Below are 16,438 nucleotides of genomic sequence, written 5' to 3'. Positions count from 1 at the left end.
GTTGATCGTCTACTCGTCCAGCTAGTCCCAACCGAGACCGCCTCGTCGCCATTCGTATGCGTATGCGACCGAAACGTTGACTATGAAAAGGCACATGGCCGCTAGACCGAACAAGCCGAGCGAATCGAAATGCACGGCCCACGGATAGAGGAAGACGATCTCGATGTCGAAAATGATGAACAGCATCGCCGTCAGATAGAACTTGACGGGAAACCGTCCGCCACCAGCGGTGCGGGGTGCCGGTTCGATTCCGCATTCGTACGCTTCGAGCTTTGCCCTGTTGTACCGCTTCGGGCCGACCACGGACGCGAGAACAACCGACACCACGGCGAAGGCCATCGCGATGACCCCGAGAACGAGAATGGGGATGTAAGCGTTCATGTCACCCGAACTCCTCTCCGCTGTGCGGATGTCCGCCTAGCCCGAAGGTGCCGTTAACCCGAAGGTGCCGTTCGAATTCGATACTGCCAGCAATTCACCACTTATGTGACCTGCGACACCCACACTAGGGGAGGCCTCCGACATTGGGTTGATTTTCGAGGTGCCGAGTTTCGCTCGCGAAAGCCCGAAGTAGTCGGCGCCGCAACGAATCACCGCTGCAACGGGTGCTCACCGGCTCAGTTGCCGACGCAGAAGCGCGATGACGGCGGAAGAGAGTTCAATCGGATCTATCGGCTGCGGCACTGAGGCTTCCGCTCTGGACCACGACGCCAGCCACGCGTCGTCGGGTCGACCGGTCAGTACGAGGATCGGTGGACAGTCGACGATCTCGTCCTTGAGTTGTTTCGCGACGCCCATGCCGCCCGCCGGACTCGCCTCACCGTCGAGGATGGCGAGATCGATTCCGCCGGCATCAAGCTTGTCGACGACGATCGGCGCCGTCGCGACCTCGACGTAGTCGATGGTGGGCATCGAAGGATGTGGGCGCTCTCCGAGCGCGAGCCGAACTTGCTCGCGCGTGTGTGCGTCGTCGCTGTAGACGAGGATGCGCACGGGTGCCATGGAGTTGGGCTCTGCGGTCTCGGCGGACACGCGGCCGACGTTACTCCGGGCGGTCACCGGCTACCGGCGAATGTTCGACATCGGCAAGAACTTCCGCGAAATCGCAGCTCGGCTTCACAGCGAACGGCCCCTACCCGGCGATGAACGCCGAAGTAAGGGCCGCCTGAATTACGTGTGTGCTCAGAAGTTTTCGACGAACTTCGTCAGACCCTTGCTTGCCGTTTCCAGGGCCGTCTTCTGCGCTTTCTTCACCAGGAAACCGGGCAGCGGAATCTTGGGATCGATGGTCAGTTCGAAGGTGACCTTGGTTCCACTGTCGGTGGGCGTCAAGACGTACGAGCCGTCCTGCTGGTTCTGCTGGCCGCTCTCGACAAGGGTCCAGGTCACCTTCTCGTCGCCCTCGAAGGTGTAGTCGACTACCTGCTCGTCGTTGATTCCGAGAATGGACACGGCCATGCGAACGCGATGCGGGCGTCCGTCGTCGTGGGTGCTTTCAATGGTGATCTTCTTGTGCGCAGACGACCACTCCGGCAGTCGATCGACCGCGGCGACGGCCTGCATCACCGTCGCCGGATCGGCCTTGATCTCGAATTCCTTGACGCCCGAAACGGCCATGAACGTGCTCCTTCTCGCCTTGCGGCAACGGTTCGTGATTACTGCAGTTGCGCAATTAGATCATTCGGCGATCGGGGTGGCGTCGAACTAGTCCATGCCGTTCTTGCGCATCTGGTCCCGCAACGCGCCCTGAACGGCTTGTGAAACCCACGAGTTGAGGGAAACTCCGTTCTGATTGGCTGCCTCCTCGGCGCGGGCTTTGATCTGCTCCATCATCCTCAACGTCACTCGGCTGATATCTCCGCTGACGTCGTCGAACGAGTAGGGGGAGTCCTTCTTCTCGTCGCCTGCTTTCTCGTCTGCGCCCTCGCCGTCGATCGGATTCGTCGGGCGGACGACGTCGGTCACGATCTCGTTGCCGTCGAGATTGACTCTGACCTCGCGGCCGTCGAGTTTGGTCCCGATCTCCTTGGCCAACTCCGTCGCTGCGGCCAACAAGACCAGGCGGACCGAGGGTTCGATGGCGGCGGACAACGACGCCGCAATCCGGCGCGTGTGGTCGTCGCCGAGTTCGGCTGCGGTGACGAGGTCATTCTGCAGCTTTGCGGTGTACTCCGAAATGTCCATGACACCAGAGTGACGTCAAAAGTGACGTCAGTCAAGGATGTGGTGACGTCACTCGATCTCGGGGGTGGGCGACCGCTATAGAGTTGCCCAGCACCTGAGGCGAACGGCGCCCAGGTTTTGTGCTTGTCGGTTTGTGCTTGCGAGGAGTGGGTTGTGCCGAACACGGTGTCGCTGAAAGTGCAGTTGGTGGCGAAGTCCGAGTTCTTCCCGCCCGAGGACATTCCGTGGGAGACGGACGCGGATGGCGGCGAAGCACTCGTCGAGTTCTCCGGCCGAGCCTGCTACCAGAGTTGGTCCAAACCGAATCCGCGAACGGCAACGAACGCCGGATATTTACGGCATCTGCTCGAGGTCGGGCACGTCTCGGTGCTCGAGCATGCAACCGTGAGCTTCTACATCACCGGTATCTCGCGCTCGTGCACTCACGAATTGATTCGTCACCGGCACTTCTCGTACTCGCAACTCTCGCAGCGATTCGTCCGCGAGAATGATGCGAACGTCGTTGTGCCTCCCGCCGTCGAAGGTGATCCCGAGCTCGAAGCACTGTTTCTGTCTGCCACCGACGAGAGCCGTCGAGCGTACGGCGAGCTGCTGACCGCCCTCGAGGGGAAATTGCAATCAGTGCCCGGTGCCCCGATGCGGGGGAAGCAAGCCAGGCAAGCCGCGCGCTCGGTGCTGCCCAACGCAACCGAGACGCGCTTGGTCGTGACGGGGAACTATCGGGCATGGCGGCACTTCGTCGAGATGCGCGCCACCGAACATGCCGACGTCGAGATCCGGCGAGTCGCGGTCGAGTGCCTACGTCAGCTTCGCGACGTCGCGCCAAATGTGTTCGGGGACTACGAGATTCTCCGCGGAAGCGACGGATCGGAAATCGCCGTCAGCGCATTTGCGGCCGAGTCGTGACTCGTGTGCAGAAGTAAGAGCTGAACCGGGTAACCTTCTGACCATGACCTACGGTGATTCCGCTTCTCTTGTCGAGCGTCCGTTCGGCACCATTTCCGTTGCGATGGTGACCCCGTTCACTGCCGACGGGAAGTTGGACGTCGACGCGGGAGTGCGCCTCGCAGCCCATCTCGTCGACAACGGCTGCGACGGCCTCGTTCTTGCCGGTACCACCGGTGAGTCTCCCACCACCACCGAGTCCGAGAAGCTCGACCTGCTCCGCGCTGTGATCGACGCCGTCGGCAACCGCGCCAAGATCGTCGCAGGCGCCGGCAGTAACGACACCGCGCACAGCGTCGAACTCGCCCGTGATGCGGCCCGCGCCGGCGCGCACGGTCTGCTCGTCGTCACCCCGTACTACTCGCGTCCGCCTCAGGCCGGACTCTTTGCGCACTTCACTGCTGTCGCCAACGCGACCGACCTGCCCGTCATGTTGTACGACATTCCGCCCCGCTCCGTCGTTCCCATCGAGACCGAGACGATCCGCCGACTCGCCGAGCACCCGCGAATCAAGGCCGTCAAGGATGCCAAGGGAGACCTCAACGCCGGCGCAGAGTTGATCGGCACCACCGAGCTTCAGTTCTTCTCCGGTGACGACCCCCTGAACCTGCCGTGGCTCGCTGTCGGTGCTACCGGCTTCGTCAGTGTCATCGGCCACCTTGTTCCGGGTCGCCTCCGTGACCTTCACACCGCGTTCGTGTCCGGCGACATCGCCCGCGCACGCGAGATAAACCTCAGTTTGATCCCTGTGATTCGTTCCGTTGCCCGCCTCGGCGGTGTCAGCGCTTCGAAGGCGGGTCTGCGACTCATCGGAATCGATGTCGGAGAACCACGCCTTCCGCAGGTTGCACCCACTAAAGAGCAGATCGACGGTCTTGCCGCCGATCTGCATGCGGCAGGAGTTTTGTAAATGACCCGTCCCCCCCGACGTCGTAGTGCCAGTCGTCAAGCCGGTCCGCCTTCGCCTCCGGCTCCCGAAACGGCCGCGAAGGCCGCGCCGGTAGAGGCACCAGCTGCGCCGGCGGCAGAAGCGGCCCCCGCCGCAGCCGCCCCGCCCAAGAAGGCCGCAGCAAGCAAGTCTGCACCAGCCAAGTCCGCAGCCTCCAAATCTGCTGCGCCGAAGAAGTCGGCCGAAGACAGGTCGCCCCGCAAATCTTCCGGCGGTAACCGTCCGGCAGCGTCGAAGACGGGCAACGGACGCGGAAACAAGCGCCCCGAGAACCGTCCGGCCGTCGATCCGACGGGTCGCCTCGGAACACCCCCGAAGGCACCGGCATCGGGTCTGCGCATCGTCGCTCTGGGTGGCATCGGCGAAATCGGTCGCAACATGACGGTGTTCGAGCACCGCGGCAAGCTGCTGATCGTCGACTGCGGTGTGCTGTTCCCCGAGGACCAGCAGCCCGGCGTCGACCTGATCCTCCCGGACTTCCGCTACATCGAAGACCGTATGGACGACGTCGAAGCCGTCATCTTGACTCACGGACACGAGGACCACATCGGTGCTCTGCCGTTCTTGCTGCGCCTGCGTGCGGACATTCCGGTCATCGGCGCGAAGTTCACTCTCGCCCTGGTTGCCGCCAAGTGCCGCGAGCATCGCCTGCGTCCGAACCTCGTCGAGGTCGTCGAGGGAAACACGACCACCCACGGCCCGTTCGACTGCGAGTACTTCGCGGTCAACCACTCGATTCCCGACGCTCTCGCGATCGCGATTCGCACCGACGCCGGCGTTGTCCTGCACACCGGTGACATCAAGCTCGATCAGCTGCCTCTCGACGGCCGCCTGACCGACCTCGCCGGATTCTCCCGCCTGGGCGACGAGGGCGTCGACCTGTTCCTCGTCGACTCGACCAACGCCGAGGTTCCGGGATTCGTCACCCCCGAGCGCGAAATCGGGGGAGTGCTCGACAACGTCATCGGCAAGGCGAAGCAGCGTGTCATCGTGGCGTCGTTCGCCAGCCACGTGCACCGCATCCAGCAGGTCGTCGACGTTGCTGCTCGGTACAACCGCCGCATCGTCTTCGTCGGCCGCTCGATGGTCCGCAACATGCAGATCGCACAGGATCTCGGCTACCTCACGGTGCCCGACGGCCTGGTCGTCGACATCGACACCGCCGCCACCCTTCCCGACGATCGCCTCGTTCTCATCTCCACGGGTTCGCAGGGTGAGCCGTTGGCAGCGCTCTCGCGGATGGCTCGCGGCGAACACCGCCAGATCAACATCCGCGCCAACGACCTGGTCGTTCTCGCGTCGTCTCTGATCCCGGGCAACGAGAACTCCGTTTTCGCCGTGGTCAACGGTCTGGCCAAGCGCGGTGCCACCGTCGTGACTCAGCAGAGCGCCAAGGTTCACGTCTCGGGCCACGCGTCCGCCGGTGAGCTGCTGTACCTCTACAACGCGGTTCGGCCCACCAACGCCATGCCTGTTCACGGCGAATGGCGTCACCTGCGTGCGAACGCAGCGCTCGCCAAGGCAACCGGCGTTCCGGAAGAGCGCATCGTGCTGGCCGAGGACGGCGTAGTGGTCGACATGGTCGACGGCCTCGCCGAGATCGTCGGACGCGTACCGGTCGGACACGTCTACGTCGACGGTCTCTCCGTCGGTGACGTCGGTGAGCCGACGCTGTCCGATCGCCTCGTGCTCGGTGAGGGCGGCTTCATCGCCATCACCATCGTCATCAACGAGTCGACGGGCCGCGCGGTCAGTACTCCCGAGGTGTCCGGTCGCGGGTTCTCCGACGATCCGACGGCACTCAAGGACGCCGCGGATCTCGTGGAATCCGACCTGGCACGCCTGGCGAGCGAAGGCGTCATCGACGCTCATCGCATCGCTCAGTCCGTGCGCCGCGTCGTCGGACGTTGGGTCGCGGACAAGTACCGCCGCCGTCCGATGATCATCCCGACGGTCATCGCGGTTCCGTAGATTCGGCACAGCAGGTCGCTTACGCTCGAACCCGGTCCGGTTCGAGTACTTTGGCGAAGGTGACCTTCGCTCATGACGAACGACTCGCCCTGGTGGACAGCATGGTCGAATTCGGCCCCGATGCACCGACACTGTGTGGGGAGTGGACCAATCGCGACCTGGCAGCACACTTGATCGTCCGGGAGCGGCGTCTCGACGCCGCTCCCGGAATCATGTTGAGCCCTCTTGCCGGACACACCGAGAGCGTGCGAAAGTCCGCAGCGGCGCGTCCGTGGGAGGAAATCCTCGACGACGTTCGGAGTGGGCCGCCGCGGTGGTCGCCGATGTACTGGCTCGACGCGCAGGTGAACACCACGGAGATGTTCGTCCACCACGAAGATGTACGACGCGCACACCTGAACTGGGCGCCGCGTCCGTTGTCGGAGGGTCGGCAGGCTCAGCTGTGGAAGTACGCACGCCAGGTCGGCAAGATGGGCTACCGCAAGGCCGCTGTCGAGGTAATTTTCGAACTTCCCTCCGGCGAGAGTGCGGTCGTCCACAAATCCGGCTCTCGCAGTGTTGTTCTACAAGGTGAACCCGCCGAGTTGTTGCTGCATGCTTTCGGTCGCAACGAAGTGCAGATCGAAGCCAAAGGTGAACTGGCCGACGTTCAATCTGTGATGGCGCTCGATCGCAGTTTCTGATTGCCTTTTTCAACCTGAGTGGAGCTCCGCAGACGGGTTGTGAAGATCACGTTTCGCACTCGCGACCAGTGTTGCTGGTGTTGCGGATGGTCCAGATGGGGTCGCACAGACTAGCCTGAACTCCATGGCAGGTAAGTCGAGCGCCCGGGGATCCAGTACAAGCACGTCCACGTCCAGGGCATCGACCAGGTCGTCAGCCTCTACTCCGAGCGCCCGAGCGACCGCAAAACCTCGTACGTCGCGCACCACACGGACCGTGTCGACTCCTCGCAACGTCACGACTTCGGCCAGGGCTGGTGGGCGTCCGGCCTCGGGCAAGGGCTCCAAGCCGGCGCCCAAGAAGGCGTCCGGTACGTCGTCGGCCGCGCGTCGCCCGGTATCGAAAACGTCTCAGCGGGCCAGTCCGTTGGCGGCCGTCGGGAAGGGAATCGGAGCCGGGTGGTCCCTGGCTGCCCGCGGCGTCGGCGCCACCACACGCACCGTCAGTAAGGTCGGCGAGATCGAAGCCGGCCACCGCCGCGACGGAATAGCGCTCGGTCTGATCGCATTCAGCGTCGTCATCGCCGGCGGCGTCTGGTTCAAGGCCGGTGGTCCGATCGGCGGCGGCATCGACACCCTCGTGCGCGCGATCTTCGGCGCGGCCTCGGCCGTGCTCCCCATCGTCGGCGTCGGCCTTGCGATTCTGCTGATGCGCACCGAACCTAAACCTGAGATCCGGCCCCGACTGATCATGGGATCGTTCCTGGTCGGTCTGCCTGCGCTCGGCCTCTGGCACATCATCTCGGGTTCACCGACAGACTCCACCGGTCGCTCCAACGGCGCAGGGTTCGTCGGGTACGTCGTGGGCGGCCCGCTCACCAACGGGCTCACCGTCTGGCTGTCCGCGCCGCTGCTGGTCATCGCTGCCGGATTCGGAATCCTCCTTCTGACCGGAACCACTCTGCGTGAGGTGCCGAGCAAGTTCCAGTCCTTCTTCGGTGCCTCGTATCGCTCGGACGAATACGGCGACTACGGATCCGAATTCGACGAGGACGGCGAGCACCACTACGGCGAATCTGCTTACGATCCTTCACTGTTCGATGCCGACGGCTACCCGGTCGACACCTACGCCGAGCCACCGCTCAAGCCCGCCAAGCGGACCAGCCGACGCGCACCGATCGACAACTACCCGACGGACGAGTTCGAATCCGGCGACAAGAAGACCGAAGTACTCGGTCTGTGGAACGCCGACGAAACCGCGGTACCCGACGAGCCCGTCGTGGCTGCGGCAGCGCCCGTCGTGGAGACTCCGGCGCCGCGTCCCAAGGTGCCGGCTCGCTCGGTCCCCATCGCGAAGCCGGTGCCGAAACCCGAACCCGAGCCGGAGGAGAAGGAACACTTCGTCACCGATCGGGTCACCGACGGCGACTACAACCTCCCACCGACGACGTTGCTGATCGAGGGCGACCCGCCCAAGCTCCGCAGTTCTGCGAACGACGCGATGATCGAGGCGATCAGCGAGGTCCTCGAACAGTTCAAGATCGATGCCGCCGTTACCGGATTCACCCGCGGCCCGACAGTGACGCGTTACGAGGTCGAACTCGGCCCAGGCGTGAAGGTCGAGAAAATCACCGCGCTCGCTCGCAACATCGCCTATGCGGTGGCAACCGACAACGTTCGCCTCCTCGCCCCCATTCCGGGCAAGTCCGCGGTGGGCATCGAGGTACCGAACTCCGATCGTGAAATGGTTCGCCTCGCCGACGTGCTGAACGCGCCGAGCACCCGACGCGATCACCATCCGCTGGTGATCGGTCTGGGCAAGGACATCGAAGGCGACTTCGTCAGTGCCAACCTCGCGAAGATGCCCCACCTTCTGGTGGCAGGTTCGACCGGCTCGGGTAAGTCGAGCTTCGTGAACTCGATGCTCGTCTCGTTGCTCACCCGAGCAACGCCGGAAGAAGTACGGATGATCCTCATCGACCCGAAAATGGTCGAGCTCACGCCGTACGAAGGTATCCCGCACCTGATCACGCCGATCATCACTCAGCCGAAGAAGGCAGCGGCAGCGCTGGCTTGGCTGGTAGAGGAGATGGAACAGCGCTACCAGGACATGCAGGCCAACCGGGTGCGTCATATCGACGACTTCAACTCCAAGGTCAAGTCCGGCGAAATCACCGCCCCGCTGGGCAGCGAGCGCGTCTACCGTCCGTACCCCTACATCCTGGCAATCGTGGACGAGCTCGCAGACCTCATGATGACCGCGCCGCGCGACGTCGAAGAAGCAATCGTCCGCATCACCCAGAAAGCCCGTGCTGCCGGTATCCACCTGGTGCTGGCAACACAGCGCCCGTCCGTCGACGTCGTCACCGGCCTGATCAAGACCAACGTGCCTTCGCGTCTGGCGTTCGCGACGTCTTCACTGACGGACTCGCGAGTCATCCTCGATCAGCCCGGCGCCGAGAAGCTCATCGGTATGGGTGACGGCCTCTTCCTGCCCATGGGTGCGGGTAAGCCGACCCGTATGCAGGGCGCGTTCATCACCGACGAAGAAATCTCGGCGGTTGTCGACTTCGCGAAGAACCAGGCGGAACCCGAGTACACCGAAGGTGTCACCGCGCAGAAGGCCGGGGAGAAGAAAGACGTCGATCCTGACATCGGGGACGACATGGACGTCCTCCTGCAGGCCGTGGAATTGGTGATCACCAGCCAGTTCGGCTCGACGTCGATGCTGCAGCGCAAACTGCGCGTCGGGTTCGCCAAGGCCGGCCGACTCATGGACCTCATGGAAAACCGCGGTGTCGTCGGACCCAGCGAGGGCTCGAAGGCTCGCGAGGTACTCATGAAGCCCGAGGAGCTCGACGGTCTGCTGTGGTCGATTCGCGGCGGCGACCCGGACGAGGCACCCGCAGACGAGTAGGGACACCTCGGCGGACAAGCCGTCGACAGACGACCGGAGGAACCCGTGCATGTGACGCCGTTGGCTTGGGGAATCACGATCGTGGTGATCCTCGGTCTGTTCGTCTTCGACTTCTTCGCCCACGTCCGCACTCCGCACGCGCCGACGTTCCGGGAGTCCGCATTCTGGTCGACGGTCTACATCTCGATCGCCGTCGTGTTCGGTCTCGTCGTGATGTGGATCTGGGGCACCACGTACGGCGGTGAGTACTTCGCCGGCTACGTCACGGAAAAGGCGCTCTCGGTCGACAATCTGTTCGTCTTCGTGATCATCATGTCGACCTTCGCGGTACCACGAGAGTTCCAGCAGAAAGTCCTGCTGATCGGCATCGTCCTCGCGTTGGTGATGCGCGGAATCTTCATCGGTGTCGGTGCCGCCGCCATCAACGCGTACAGCTGGGTGTTCTACCTCTTCGGTGCGTTCCTGATCTACACCGCGTACACCCTGATCCGCGATCACGGGCATGAGAAGGAGGCAGAGGAGAAGCGCGACAGTCGCATTATCTCGCTCGTGAAACGGGTGCTGCCGACAACCGAGGAATACGACGGGGACAAACTGATCACCCGGATCGACGGCAAGCGCGTCGTGACGCCGTTGTTGTTGGCGCTCATTGCAATCGGGTTTGCCGACGTGCTCTTCGCGCTCGATTCGATTCCGGCGATCTACGGTCTGACCCAGGAACCGTATCTGGTGTTCACCGCCAACGCCTTCGCGCTGATGGGCCTACGGCAGCTGTACTTCCTGATCGGCGGATTGCTCGAACGGCTGGTCTATCTCTCGTACGGGCTCTCGATAATCCTGGCGTTCATCGGCGTGAAATTGGTACTGCACGCGTTGCACGAGAACACTCTCTCGTTCGTCAACGGAGGTGAGCACGTCTCCGTGCCGGAAATCTCCACGGCACTCTCACTCGGAGTGATCATCGGAGTACTGGCGGTGACGACGGTCGCGAGCCTGTTGAAGACTCGCGACCGGGCGGGGGAGTAAGCCGGGGCCGAGGCTCTCAGGCGCTGAACTGACCCAATACCGGGACCCACTCGGTGATGCGGACGTTCTCGATCAAATCGGCGATCGCGAACGGATCGTGGGTGAAGAGGAGCGAAACGGTGTCGGCGTCCGCGGCGTCGACGATGATCAGCGCGCCGTTTCCATCTGCAAACGGGCCGGATGACAGAACGATCGAGCGGGAGACCAGATCCGCGAGCCACGCGCGGTGATCGCCACGGACTTCGTCGCGCTGAGGGTTCTTCTCGGGAGCGTAGGTGTATTCGACGAGAAACAACGACATCGTGACCGCTTTCGGGGACTGGTGATCGAGACAGGTGTGTGTGAAGAGCAGGGTGTGAGAAGAGTCTGAACGGTTCAGAGAGTCAGGAGCATGCGAGTGTTGCCGAGTGTGTTGGGTTTCACATAGCTCAGGTCGAGGAACTCGGCGACACCGGCGTCGTACGAACGACACATCTCGGCGTAGACCTCGGCGGTGACGGGAGTGCCGTCGATCTCCGCGAATCCGTGACGGTGGAAGAACTCGGTCTCGAACGTCAGAACGAACAACCGTTCCAACTCCAATTCCTTGGCGACCTCGATGAGTTTGTCGACGACATGGAAACCTGCACCCTGCCCCTTGGCTGTCGGATCGACTGCGACGGTGCGGATCTCACCCAGGTCTGCCCACAACACATGCAAAGCGCCGCAGGCGATTACCTGATTACCGCGCTCGGCGACCCAGAACTCCTGGACGGCCTCGTACAGCGTCACGAGGTTCTTCTCGAGCAGGATCTTGCCGGCGTAGATGTCGATGAGGCGCTTGATTTCGGGGATGTCCGACGTTCGCGCGCGACGCACGATCAACTGGCTCTCGGTATAGGTCGGCGCGGTCGAAGTCATGTGGTGCACATTAGTCAATGCCCCTACCGATATTCTAAGTCGCGTGCCTGTCCGCCCCACGCAATTCCCGCGCCGCTCGGCTGTATCCCGGGTTCGGCTCACCGCTCGTGCGGTGATCCGATGAGTACCCCGCGCGATCAGACCGACGCCCATCGCGCTGCCGTCGGCCCGTCCGACGGCACACCTGTCGCGGACAACCCGGTTCCATTGCTGAACATCGCGAACATTCTCACGATGGTTCGAATGGTTCTCGTTCCCGTGTTTCTCGTTGTTCTCTTCGTCGACGGCGGACACTCGACGTGGTGGCGTCTCGGGGCGATGGGCGTATTCATCGTGGCCGCGATCACGGATCGGATCGACGGCCAATTGGCTCGGAAATACGGTCTGGTCACGGATTTCGGGAAACTCATGGACCCGATCGCGGACAAGGCGCTGATCGGAGCTGCGCTCATCGGGCTCTCGGTTCTGGGTGATTTGTCATGGTGGGTGACCGGAGTGATCATCGCCCGAGAACTCGGAATCACGCTGCTGCGGTTCGCGGTTCTGCGGCACGCGGTCATCCCGGCGGGCAAGGGCGGCAAGCTCAAGACCCTCGTGCAGGCCGTCGCGATCGGCTTCTACCTGTGCCCACTGCCGAGCAGTTGGGACATCGTCAGCGGGTTGCTGATGGCTGCTGCCGTCGTGCTGACGGTGGCGACGGGAATCGAATACATCGTGCAGGCGATCAGGCTTCGCGCCGGAGTTCGCGCAGTCGAGTCATGACCGATCCGCTGCTCGGACTCGGAGTGGCCGAACTGGTCGAGGTCCTCGGCGCCGCGGGGCAGACTGTCGCCGCCGCCGAATCTCTGACGGCCGGATTGTTCACTGCAGCGGTGGCGTCGGTGCCGGGATCGAGTGCTGTGCTGCGCGGAGGGCTGGTCGTGTACGCGACCGACCTGAAGGCGACGCTGGCTGGCGTGGACCCCGATCGCCTGGCAACAGACGGCCCCGTGTCCGAGAGCACCGCGGTGGCTTTGGCGCTCGGTGCCCGCTCGAGGTGCGGCGCCGACTGGGGTGTCGGTCTGACGGGGGTCGCCGGTCCGAGTGAGCAGGACGGACACCCGGTCGGAACGGTGTTTCTCGGTATCGCCGGCCCGGACGGAACCGAATGCGTACCGCTCGCGCTCGGCGGCGAACGGTGGGAGATTCGAACAACCGCAGTCGCGACTGCCGTGTCGCGGTTACGTGATCGTGTCGCAGAGCGCGCGGCACGATAGGCTCGGGAACCAATCGGATGTGTTCGGACGTTGACGATTGTGAAGACGTACGACCATGCACGATGAGGTCACGGATGAAGGAGGAGCGAGATGGCGCTGCTATTGCGTGAGGCAATCGGTGACAGTCTCCGGCGTACGCGCGTTTCGCAGAGCCGCACGCTACGTGAGGTGTCGAACAGCGCGCGTGTGAGCTTGGGCTATCTGTCCGAAGTGGAACGTGGACGTAAGGAAGCATCGAGCGAACTGTTGGCAGCGATCTGTGATGCGCTCGCAGTCCCACTGTCCGACGTGCTGGTCGACGTGAGCGAGACCCTGGCCACGAAGAAGAGCGCTCCGGTGGCGAGTCGACAGGTCACCGAACCTGCCGTGTCGGCATCCGGCTCCGTCTCGGCTTCCGGTTCGCCGACTATCGCACGCGATACCCGCGTCGTGATTCCGGCACCGAACGCTCGAAGGTTGGCGGCGGCGTAGCCACTACCGGCCGTAACCGATAGATTTTGTACGTAACCGCCGGTTTCCAGCAGGTGGGGTCAGAGCAGATAGGGCGCAGCCCTTGTTTCGGTGCGCGACGGTCGCGCTCCGGGTCGCGTTCGGCGCGGCGCATCAGATGGAGGCAGGATCAAACCAATGGCTAATCCTTTCGTCAAGGGCTGGAAGTACCTGATGGCGCTCTTCAATTCGAAGATCGATGAGAAGGCAGATCCAAAGGTTCAGATTCAGCAGGCGATCGAGGACGCACAGCGCCAGCATCAGGCGTTGTCCCAGCAGGCTGCGTCGGTGATCGGTAATCAGCGTCAACTCGAGATGAAGCTCAGCCGTCAGCTCGACGAGGTCGAGAAGCTCAACGCCAACGCGCGCCAGGCCGTCAACCTCGCCGATCAGGCCGCTGCTGCCGGCGACAACGACAAGGCGATCCAGTACACCAACGCCGCTGAGGCTTTCGCGGCTCAGTTGGTGACGGCCGAGCAGGGCGTCGAGGATCTGAAGGCACTGCACGACCAGTCCTTGCAGGCGGCCGCTCAGGCCAAGAAGGCCGTCGAGCAGAACGCGATGACTCTGCAGGCAAAGGTTGCCGAGCGCACCAAGCTGCTCAGCCAGCTCGAGCAGGCCAAGATGCAGGAGCGCGTGAGCGAGTCGCTTCGTTCCATGGACAGCACGCTGTCGGCTCCGGGCAACACACCCAGCCTCGATGCTGTGCGCGACAAGATCGAACGTCGCTACGCCGACGCACTCGGCTCTGCCGAGCTCGCTCAGAACTCCGTTCAAGGCCGCATGATGGAGGTCCAGCAGGCTTCGGTCCAGATGGCAGGGCACAGTCGCCTCGAACAGATTCGTGCATCCATGAAGGGCGAGGCACTGCCGTCCGGCGGCGCAGCGGCCACTCCTGCGACTCCGTCCGTCGAGAAGCAGCCCCCGGCTGCCGGTCAGACCGGGCAGTAGCCGAATCCTCGATGTCGGCAGTGATGCTCTGATGTTTTCTTCACGAGACGGTCGATCTGGGCGTGAGCCCCGGTCGGCCGTTCCCGTTTCCGTATCCGGCGCTTTCGGAGCATTGGGACGCACCGCGGACACATTGCGCGAGGTCGGTCTGTCTGCGGCGGATGCAGCACGGCGGTGGCAGGACCCGCGCGCCAAATTCGAGCGCAAACGTGCCCGAGCGCGTCGACGAGCGCAGCGTTGGGGTTTCATGTCCGGCGGATCCGTGGTCGGCACTGCCGGCCTCGCAGTAGCGTCCGCTCCAGAGTGGTCGGTGGTCGTGGCAGGCGGGGGAGCGGCACTGTTCGCGGTTCCCGCCGTCATCGCGGTCGGCCGTTACCGTTCGATGAGTTCCGGCCCACCGCCGTCCGCGCCGATTCGCCGGCGGTTGCCACCGTCGTCGTCTCGCGCGTTCATCCCGATGTCTCGCCTGATCGGCGCCGAGACTTCGCTGTTCGAGATCTTGAGTGTGCTCAGGCGTGCCGACACCATCGACCCCGGCGAGTTGGACGAAATCACCGTCACCGCTGATTCGGCATTGAGAGCGATGTTCGCGGTGTCCACGGACGTGGTCGCGATGGAACGCGCGGTTGCCGCGACGCCCAAGGTGACCGAACCTCTTGATCCCACAATCGACAGCGCCGTACGTGAATTGCAGTCGGGGTTGGATCAGTACGAGGATCTGGTGACCTCGGCCGCCGCATTGACCGCGCCCCACAGCCCTTCGGCACTGGTGGGGTTCAATCGAGAACTCTCGGCGTTGCACGCAGCCGCCGAGCGACTCTCGGCGCTTGCCGACGCCATCGGCGAGGTGGACGACATCACCCGCAAGTACAACTGACAGCTCTCGGCCTGATCGGCGCTCAGTCGTCGGCGCCGCGGGCTGCCAACGCCTCACCCATCGCATCCGCGGTCATCAGCGTGCCGACGATGACCGGCACGGCGAAAGAACGTAGCGAGAAGCCGAGTCCACGCGCCTTGCGTGCCTCGGACACCTGCGTGATGACTTCGAACATGAGCGGGATGCACCGGATCGTCATGGCAAGGAGCAGGGCGATTCGTTCGGGATTGACGCCGAAGCGTCGCAAGGGCGTCAGGAATCTGGTGATCGCGTCGAGCATCTCGGAGATCCGTGTGGTCAGACCCATGATCGCCGCGAATGCGATCGAAATGATCAGAACGCCGCAAACGACGGACGCTCGCTGCCATCCCGCGACCACCAGCTGGAATGCCCCGATGAAGAGCAACATCCACAGTGCCGGACGCAGTTGCCGGAGTGCCGTCATCGGAGGAATGCGCGCAATCACGTACAGCGCAACAACGACGATCGCAGGAGCTGCCAGCTGCCAGGGCTCACGCACGAAGATCGAGACTGCCAGGATCGCCGCGATCAAGGCGACGAGCTTGATCCCCGTCGGCATCCGGTGCAGCAGTGACGTGCCCGGGCGGTAGACGCCGAGGGTGGTCACGAGACCAACGACCGATAGTGATCGATGGAGTCGGCGGGGGATCCGTCCGCGACGACGCGCCCTTGGTCGACAACCAACACCCGTTCGAAGGATTCGAGGAGATCGAGTTGGTGGGTCACGACGATCAGTTGCTGATCGAGAGACTCGAATACCGAGCTGATCAGCCGAGAGTTGCGAAGGTCGAGGAGCGTGGTGGGTTCGTCGGCGACCAGTACGGTCGGTTCCGTCACCATGACGGCCGCGAGCGCGAGAAGCTGTTTCTGCCCGCCCGAAAGCTGGTGGGTGGGATGGTCGGCGTGCCCGGCGAGGCCGTAGCGTTCGAGCACCGAGGCCACCTTTGCGGCGCGCTCGGTTTTGCCCGATCCGCTACGGCGGAGCGAGAATTCGATGTCCTCGGCAACCGTCGGCATCACGATCTGGTGGTTGGGATCGGTGAAGACGAATCCGACCTGCTTGCGTACGTCGCGGCCCTTCTTCGCCGTGTCCAAGCCGTTGACGTGGACGTGTCCTTCCGTCGGAACGACCAGTCCGTTGATCATGCGAGCGAGGGTCGACTTGCCGCTTCCGTTCGCACCCACGATCCCGATTCGCTGCTCGCTCAGACGCAGATCTATCTGCTGCAGGACCGTTCGCTCACCGAAGCGGTGTCCGACGTTCTCGAAGACGATCTCACTCATCGGAGA

Annotated in this window: 19 protein-coding genes; 11 read left to right on the top strand and 8 right to left on the bottom strand. The window is 63.4% G+C overall.

The annotated features are described in order from the left end of the window. Positions 1–21 precede the first annotated feature (21 nt). The 4 genes from DBV08_RS29820 to DBV08_RS29805 form a co-directional block, all read right to left on the bottom strand. Positions 22–381, bottom strand: a complete 360-nt coding sequence (locus tag DBV08_RS29820; protein WP_124569764.1) for an NADH-quinone oxidoreductase subunit A — start codon at positions 379–381, stop codon at positions 22–24. A gap of 228 nt (positions 382–609) precedes the next feature. Beyond that, positions 610–1,002, bottom strand: a complete 393-nt coding sequence (locus DBV08_RS29815) for a response regulator transcription factor (protein ID WP_095970743.1) — start codon at positions 1,000–1,002, stop codon at positions 610–612. Positions 1,003–1,182: 180 nt separating this feature from the next. Next, entirely contained in the window at positions 1,183–1,617 is a 435-nt protein-coding gene (locus DBV08_RS29810; protein WP_095970586.1) for an SRPBCC family protein, read from the bottom strand. A gap of 87 nt (positions 1,618–1,704) precedes the next feature. Further along, the gene (locus tag DBV08_RS29805) at positions 1,705–2,184 is read right to left on the bottom strand and encodes a toxin-antitoxin system HicB family antitoxin (RefSeq protein WP_095970585.1); all 480 of its coding nucleotides are present in this window, start codon (positions 2,182–2,184) and stop codon (positions 1,705–1,707) included. A 153-nt stretch (positions 2,185–2,337) separates the two neighbouring features. On the opposite strand from DBV08_RS29805, the gene thyX reads away from it, so the two are divergent. From thyX to DBV08_RS29775, 6 genes are all read left to right on the top strand, one after another. Further along, the gene (thyX, locus tag DBV08_RS29800) at positions 2,338–3,090 is read left to right on the top strand and encodes an FAD-dependent thymidylate synthase (protein WP_095970584.1); all 753 of its coding nucleotides are present in this window, start codon (positions 2,338–2,340) and stop codon (positions 3,088–3,090) included. 43 nt (positions 3,091–3,133) lie between these two features. Next, on the top strand, positions 3,134–4,039 hold the full coding sequence (gene dapA, locus DBV08_RS29795) for a 4-hydroxy-tetrahydrodipicolinate synthase (protein WP_003942142.1): 906 nt from the start codon (positions 3,134–3,136) through the stop codon (positions 4,037–4,039). Beyond that, the gene (locus DBV08_RS29790; protein ID WP_095970583.1) at positions 4,040–6,049 is read left to right on the top strand and encodes a ribonuclease J; all 2,010 of its coding nucleotides are present in this window, start codon (positions 4,040–4,042) and stop codon (positions 6,047–6,049) included. Positions 6,050–6,108: 59 nt separating this feature from the next. After that, on the top strand, positions 6,109–6,732 hold the full coding sequence (locus DBV08_RS29785; RefSeq protein WP_095970582.1) for a TIGR03085 family metal-binding protein: 624 nt from the start codon (positions 6,109–6,111) through the stop codon (positions 6,730–6,732). A 124-nt stretch (positions 6,733–6,856) separates the two neighbouring features. Continuing rightward, positions 6,857–9,628 (top strand): DNA translocase FtsK, encoded by a 2,772-nt coding sequence (locus DBV08_RS29780; RefSeq protein WP_185564975.1) that lies wholly within the window; start codon positions 6,857–6,859, stop codon positions 9,626–9,628. Positions 9,629–9,673: 45 nt separating this feature from the next. Continuing rightward, complete coding sequence (locus DBV08_RS29775) at positions 9,674–10,654, top strand: TerC family protein (RefSeq protein WP_069146046.1); 981 nt, start codon at positions 9,674–9,676, stop codon at positions 10,652–10,654. Positions 10,655–10,670: 16 nt separating this feature from the next. On the opposite strand, the gene DBV08_RS29770 is transcribed toward DBV08_RS29775, so the two are convergent. Further along, positions 10,671–10,955: a YciI family protein gene (locus DBV08_RS29770; protein ID WP_095970580.1), complete on the bottom strand. Its 285-nt coding sequence runs from the start codon at positions 10,953–10,955 to the stop codon at positions 10,671–10,673. Between the two features lie 74 nt (positions 10,956–11,029). Then, on the bottom strand, positions 11,030–11,554 hold the full coding sequence (locus DBV08_RS29765) for an amino-acid N-acetyltransferase (RefSeq protein WP_095970579.1): 525 nt from the start codon (positions 11,552–11,554) through the stop codon (positions 11,030–11,032). A gap of 120 nt (positions 11,555–11,674) precedes the next feature. On the opposite strand from DBV08_RS29765, the gene pgsA reads away from it, so the two are divergent. From pgsA to DBV08_RS29740, 5 genes are all read left to right on the top strand, one after another. Next, positions 11,675–12,316, top strand: a complete 642-nt coding sequence (pgsA, locus tag DBV08_RS29760; protein ID WP_003942125.1) for a CDP-diacylglycerol--glycerol-3-phosphate 3-phosphatidyltransferase — start codon at positions 11,675–11,677, stop codon at positions 12,314–12,316. Beyond that, a complete protein-coding gene (locus tag DBV08_RS29755; RefSeq protein ID WP_124569763.1) occupies positions 12,313–12,810 on the top strand; it encodes a CinA family protein in 498 nt (165 codons plus the stop codon). The genes pgsA and DBV08_RS29755 overlap by 4 nt, the downstream gene beginning before the upstream one ends. Before the next feature lie 90 nt (positions 12,811–12,900). Continuing rightward, entirely contained in the window at positions 12,901–13,281 is a 381-nt protein-coding gene (locus tag DBV08_RS29750) for a helix-turn-helix domain-containing protein (RefSeq protein ID WP_095970577.1), read from the top strand. A 156-nt stretch (positions 13,282–13,437) separates the two neighbouring features. Beyond that, positions 13,438–14,250 (top strand): phage shock protein PspA, encoded by an 813-nt coding sequence (gene pspA, locus DBV08_RS29745; RefSeq protein WP_003942098.1) that lies wholly within the window; start codon positions 13,438–13,440, stop codon positions 14,248–14,250. Between the two features lie 31 nt (positions 14,251–14,281). Beyond that, complete coding sequence (locus DBV08_RS29740; RefSeq protein ID WP_260395814.1) at positions 14,282–15,127, top strand: phage shock envelope stress response protein PspM; 846 nt, start codon at positions 14,282–14,284, stop codon at positions 15,125–15,127. 22 nt (positions 15,128–15,149) lie between these two features. Here the strand turns inward: DBV08_RS29740 and DBV08_RS29735 are convergent, their stop codons facing one another. Both DBV08_RS29735 and DBV08_RS29730 read right to left on the bottom strand, forming a co-directional pair. After that, positions 15,150–15,755: an energy-coupling factor transporter transmembrane protein EcfT gene (locus DBV08_RS29735; protein ID WP_124569762.1), complete on the bottom strand. Its 606-nt coding sequence runs from the start codon at positions 15,753–15,755 to the stop codon at positions 15,150–15,152. Next, positions 15,752–16,432, bottom strand: a complete 681-nt coding sequence (locus DBV08_RS29730) for an energy-coupling factor ABC transporter ATP-binding protein (protein WP_124569761.1) — start codon at positions 16,430–16,432, stop codon at positions 15,752–15,754. Before DBV08_RS29730 ends, DBV08_RS29735 begins: the two co-directional genes overlap by 4 nt. Positions 16,433–16,438: the final 6 nt, after the last annotated feature.

Source organism: Rhodococcus sp. KBW08 (assembly GCF_003852455.1).
Lineage (GTDB): Bacteria > Actinomycetota > Actinomycetes > Mycobacteriales > Mycobacteriaceae > Rhodococcus_F > Rhodococcus_F baikonurensis.
The sequence above is the reverse complement of the archived record's forward strand: the minus strand, read 5'-3'. Positions and strand labels throughout refer to the sequence as shown.

Coding starts and splice junctions, on each gene's coding strand:
- DBV08_RS29820 (WP_124569764.1), bottom strand. CDS start 381: ATGAACGCTTACATCCCCATTCTCGTTCTCGGGGTCATCGCGATGGCC.
- DBV08_RS29815 (WP_095970743.1), bottom strand. CDS start 1,002: ATGGCACCCGTGCGCATCCTCGTCTACAGCGACGACGCACACACGCGC.
- DBV08_RS29810 (WP_095970586.1), bottom strand. CDS start 1,617: ATGGCCGTTTCGGGCGTCAAGGAATTCGAGATCAAGGCCGATCCGGCG.
- DBV08_RS29805 (WP_095970585.1), bottom strand. CDS start 2,184: ATGGACATTTCGGAGTACACCGCAAAGCTGCAGAATGACCTCGTCACC.
- dapA (WP_003942142.1), top strand. CDS start 3,134: ATGACCTACGGTGATTCCGCTTCTCTTGTCGAGCGTCCGTTCGGCACC.
- DBV08_RS29790 (WP_095970583.1), top strand. CDS start 4,040: ATGACCCGTCCCCCCCGACGTCGTAGTGCCAGTCGTCAAGCCGGTCCG.
- DBV08_RS29780 (WP_185564975.1), top strand. CDS start 6,857: ATGGCAGGTAAGTCGAGCGCCCGGGGATCCAGTACAAGCACGTCCACG.
- DBV08_RS29770 (WP_095970580.1), bottom strand. CDS start 10,955: ATGTCGTTGTTTCTCGTCGAATACACCTACGCTCCCGAGAAGAACCCT.
- DBV08_RS29765 (WP_095970579.1), bottom strand. CDS start 11,554: ATGACTTCGACCGCGCCGACCTATACCGAGAGCCAGTTGATCGTGCGT.
- pgsA (WP_003942125.1), top strand. CDS start 11,675: ATGAGTACCCCGCGCGATCAGACCGACGCCCATCGCGCTGCCGTCGGC.
- DBV08_RS29755 (WP_124569763.1), top strand. CDS start 12,313: ATGACCGATCCGCTGCTCGGACTCGGAGTGGCCGAACTGGTCGAGGTC.
- DBV08_RS29750 (WP_095970577.1), top strand. CDS start 12,901: ATGGCGCTGCTATTGCGTGAGGCAATCGGTGACAGTCTCCGGCGTACG.
- pspA (WP_003942098.1), top strand. CDS start 13,438: ATGGCTAATCCTTTCGTCAAGGGCTGGAAGTACCTGATGGCGCTCTTC.
- DBV08_RS29740 (WP_260395814.1), top strand. CDS start 14,282: ATGTTTTCTTCACGAGACGGTCGATCTGGGCGTGAGCCCCGGTCGGCC.
- DBV08_RS29730 (WP_124569761.1), bottom strand. CDS start 16,432: ATGAGTGAGATCGTCTTCGAGAACGTCGGACACCGCTTCGGTGAGCGA.